This window comes from Micromonospora sp. M51, from assembly GCF_018070305.1.
Taxonomy (GTDB): domain Bacteria; phylum Actinomycetota; class Actinomycetes; order Mycobacteriales; family Micromonosporaceae; genus Micromonospora; species Micromonospora parva.
This window is the reverse complement of sequence record NZ_JAGPXZ010000630.1, coordinates 1-3,685: the sequence shown is the minus strand read 5'-3', so window position 1 is coordinate 3,685 and position 3,685 is coordinate 1. Positions and strand designations below refer to the sequence as shown.

Sequence of the window (3,685 nt, the reverse complement as noted above, 5' to 3'; positions counted from 1 at the left end):
CCGACTCCACGACGCCGCAGCTGGGGATGCACCAGCAGGTCGGCGGTGGCGTTGTCGGTGTTGTCGAGCTGCGGCAGGTCCAGTTGGAGGTAGCCGGCCGGCACGCCGTCCAGTCGGGCCAGCGCCCAGAGTGACCGGGTGCCGGGCATCGGCGTGTGGAACAGCGCGTCGAAGCGGCGCCGGCAGGAGGGCGGGAAGTCCGGCAGGTCGGCGTGGTTGACCGCTGACCCGATCCGGTACGCCTCGTCGACCGCGGTCCGGTCGGCGCCGTCGAACGACGCGATAGTGATGCTCATTGCGCTGAGGGTGCACCAGGCAAAAGCGATCGGGCCAGCGAATTAATCGCTGGCCCGATCGAACGTGGTCGGGAGGGACACTCGCACAACGCCTCCGGCGTTGGGTCGCAAGAACTTCAAAAGTCTTCGGCGAAATGCCCTCCCGCACGGAGCATCTTGCGCCGTCCGGTTCCTGCCGTCAAGTCCGTAGCGGCGGGTTTTCCACACTCACAGCGAAAACCCAGTTACTGGCTGATCGACCTGGCCCGTGGGTCAGCCGAGGAGGCCGGCGTCGCGGGCGGCACGCAGCGAGGGCTTGATGTGGTGGGTCGGGCCAACCTGGCCGGCCACCGCGTCGATGGTCTTCAGACCCTCGCCGGTGTTGAACACGACGGTCTCCGCCGACGGGTCGAGCCGACCGGACTCGACCAGCTTGCGCAGCACGGCCACTGTCACCCCACCCGCGGTCTCGGCGAAGACCCCGGTCGTGCGGGCCAGGTCGCGGATGCCCGCCCGGATCTCGTCGTCGTCGACGTACTCCATCCAGCCGCCGGTGCGGCGGACCGCTTCCAGGGCGTAGAGGCCGGCTGCCGGGTCGCCGATGTTGAGCGACTTGGCGATGCCGGTCGGCTTGACCGGGATGATCGTGTCGGTCCCGCCGTGCAGGGCGGTGGCGATCGGGTTGCAGCCTGCGGACTGCGCACCGAAGACCTTCCAGCCGCCGGCCGGCGCCTCGACCAGGCCGATCTCGACCAGCTCGGAGAACGCCTTGTCAATCTTGGTGAGCAGCTCGCCGCTGGCCATCGGAATGACCACCTGCGCCGGGATCCGCCAGCCCAGCTGCTCGGCCACCTCGTAGCCGAGGGTCTTGGAACCCTCTGCGTAGTACGGCCGGACGTTCACGTTGACGAACGCCGTGTCCTCGAATTCGTCGGTCTCCACCAGCTCGCCGCAGAGCCGGTTGACATCGTCGTACGAACCGTCGATGGCGACCAGTTCGCCACCGTAGACGGCGGTGGTGATGACCTTGCCCTGCTCCAGGTCGCTGGGGATGAAGACCACCGAGGGCACGCCGGCGCGGGCGGCGTGGGCGGCCACCGAGTTGGCCAGGTTGCCGGTCGACGCGCAGGCGAACCGGGTGAAGCCGAGCGCCTTGGCGGCGGTGAGCGCCACCGAGACGACCCGGTCCTTGAACGAGTGGGTGGGGTTGGCGCTGTCGTCCTTGACCCACAGCGGCGCGGTGATGCCCAACTCGGCGGCGAGGTGCGGGGCCGCCACCAACGGGGTCAGCCCCGGGTCGAGGGTGACCCGGCTGGCCGGGTCCTGACCGGCGGGCAGCAGTGCGGCGTACCGCCAGATGTTGTCCGGGCCGGCTTCGATCTGTTCGCGGGTGACGGTGGCCAGCGCGGAGGTGTCGTAGTCGACCTCCAGCGGGCCGAAACACTCGTAACAGGCGTGCTGGGCGGCGAGCGGGTAGCGGGCCGAACAGGCGCGGCAGACCAGGGCGCGGGCCGGGCTGGCAGAGGTGTCGATGCCGGAGCTGACGAGCGTCGACGTCATGTCGAGAGTCCTCTCATCTTTCCCCGCATCGCACCGTGCGGCGGGGACGGAATTGGCACCTGCCCCGCGGGTCGCTCAGCGGTGAGCGCGCGGGGTGGTTGCCGGGGCGTCGTCGGGCCGTATCCCTCAGCCCCTCTGGATGAGGTATTCAGTTGTGCCGCCGAGTCTAGGCAAAGCTGGCCGCGGCCTCCAGGGCGAATCCCAGGGAGTGGGTCAGCGGGCGTTCACGGCCACCGGGTCGGTCACCGCGATCGGGTCCGTCACCGCACCCGACTGGGGCAGCGGCGTGGTCCGGGGGCGGGCGGCGAGATTCGCGGCGATCAGGGCGGCGATCGTGATGGCGGCCCCGACCAGTTCGACGGGTTCCGGGCGGTAGCCACGGGCGATCTGCACCGCGAAGGTGGTCACCGGAACCAGGTTCATGAACAGCGCGGCGTTGGCGGCACCGAGTCGCTGCACGCCGGTGTTCCAGGCCAGGACCGCGATGACGGCACCCACCACGACGGCGTACGCCAGCTGCGGGGTGACCGCCACGAGGTCGGCGGCGCCTGGCGCGTGCTGCCAGCCGACGGCGTCGGCGCCGATGCTCAGGACGAGCATGGCGGCCGTGCCGGCGAGCGCGGTCAGTGTGGTGAAGCGCAGCGGCGTCCACTCGCCGAACCGGCTGGCGCCGTGGGTGTTGATGGCCCAGCCCAGCACCGCGCCGATCATCATCAGCCCGCCGAGGCCGAACTGGCCGAGCCCGGCCAGGCTGCCGCGCGTGATCACCAGGCCGACTCCGACGAGCGCCACCAGGGAGAGGGCCAGCAGGAGCGGCTTCGGGCGTACGCCGTCGCGAGCCCAGCGGACGAGCTGGGTGATCACCGGGGTGGTGGCCACGAAGAGGGAGACCTGCTGCGGGGCGGCGTGTTCGAGCGCCAGGTTGGTGAGGAGGTTGAACCCCGCGAAGCCGACCACGCCGAGCACCACCACCTCCAGCGCCCTTCCACCGTGCCGCAGCGCGCCGGCCCCCTCGCGGAGCAGCAGGATGGCGACCAGGACGACGGCGGCCAGCAGGTAGCGCGCGGTGGTCAAATTGAGCGGGTCGACCCGGTCGAGCGCGCTGGCCAGGATCGGGAACATCACGCCCCAGCCGAGCACGGCGACCAGTGGGTAAGCGGTGGCGCGGGATCGCATCGGCAACTCCAATGTTCGAGTATCGTCGAACCAACGACACCGACAGTAGGAGCTTGTTCGACTCTTGTCGAACAACGGTTACACTGGTCACATGGAGCCGCACGAACCCGACCTGACCGCCGTACCGGTCACCAGCGTGCTGGCCGCGCTCGCCGACGACGTGCGGCTACAGATCGTCCGGGCGCTCGCCGAGGGCGGCGAGTCCCCCTGCGGCAGCTTCGACTTCGGCGTCTCCAAGGCGACCCGCAGCCACCACCTCAAGGTGCTGCGCGAGGCGGGCCTGACCCGAACCCGCGCCGCCGGCACGAGCCGGCTGGTCCGGCTGCGCCGCGACGAGCTGGACAAGCTCTACCCCGGCCTGCTGGACGCGGTCCTCGCCCACCACCGACCGGCCTGACGCTCCCGCCTCGGCCCCTCCCGCACGTGTCGCTGACGGTCACGGCTGCGGAGCGGGTGACACCTACCATTCGCGCACGCTTTGGAGCTGAATCGTTTACGACATCAGCGCCCAGCTGGGATCCGGCGCGCGGGGCACAGAGCCGGGCCGGCGCGCGGGGCACAGAGCCAGGCCGGCGCGCCGGGCACAGAGCCGGGGCTGCGGACGACCGCCCTTGACCGGCGCGTCGCCGGGGCCGCCTCGTCGAGGCCCGGGCGACGCGGCACGGGTGCGGTCA

4 protein-coding genes and 1 riboswitch are annotated in these 3,685 nt (G+C 70.8%); of the genes, 1 reads left to right on the top strand and 3 read right to left on the bottom strand.

Annotation, left to right across the window (positions count from 1 at the left end; genetic code table 11):
• The 3 genes from KBX53_RS25925 to KBX53_RS25915 all read right to left on the bottom strand — a co-directional run.
• On the bottom strand, positions 1 to 296 hold a 296-nt coding region (locus KBX53_RS25925; protein WP_210862141.1), incomplete at its 3' end, for a GNAT family N-acetyltransferase.
• 252 nt (positions 297 to 548) lie between these two features.
• Positions 549 to 1,835 (bottom strand): threonine synthase, encoded by a 1,287-nt coding sequence (gene thrC, locus KBX53_RS25920; protein ID WP_030327808.1) that lies wholly within the window; start codon positions 1,833 to 1,835, stop codon positions 549 to 551.
• A gap of 10 nt (positions 1,836 to 1,845) precedes the next feature.
• A riboswitch (SAM riboswitch) is annotated at positions 1,846 to 1,981 on the bottom strand.
• A gap of 67 nt (positions 1,982 to 2,048) precedes the next feature.
• A complete protein-coding gene (locus KBX53_RS25915) occupies positions 2,049 to 3,011 on the bottom strand; it encodes a DMT family transporter (RefSeq protein WP_210862140.1) in 963 nt (320 codons plus the stop codon).
• A 91-nt stretch (positions 3,012 to 3,102) separates the two neighbouring features.
• On the opposite strand from KBX53_RS25915, the gene KBX53_RS25910 reads away from it, so the two are divergent.
• Entirely contained in the window at positions 3,103 to 3,408 is a 306-nt protein-coding gene (locus KBX53_RS25910) for a helix-turn-helix transcriptional regulator (protein WP_210862139.1), read from the top strand.
• Positions 3,409 to 3,685 lie beyond the last annotated feature (277 nt).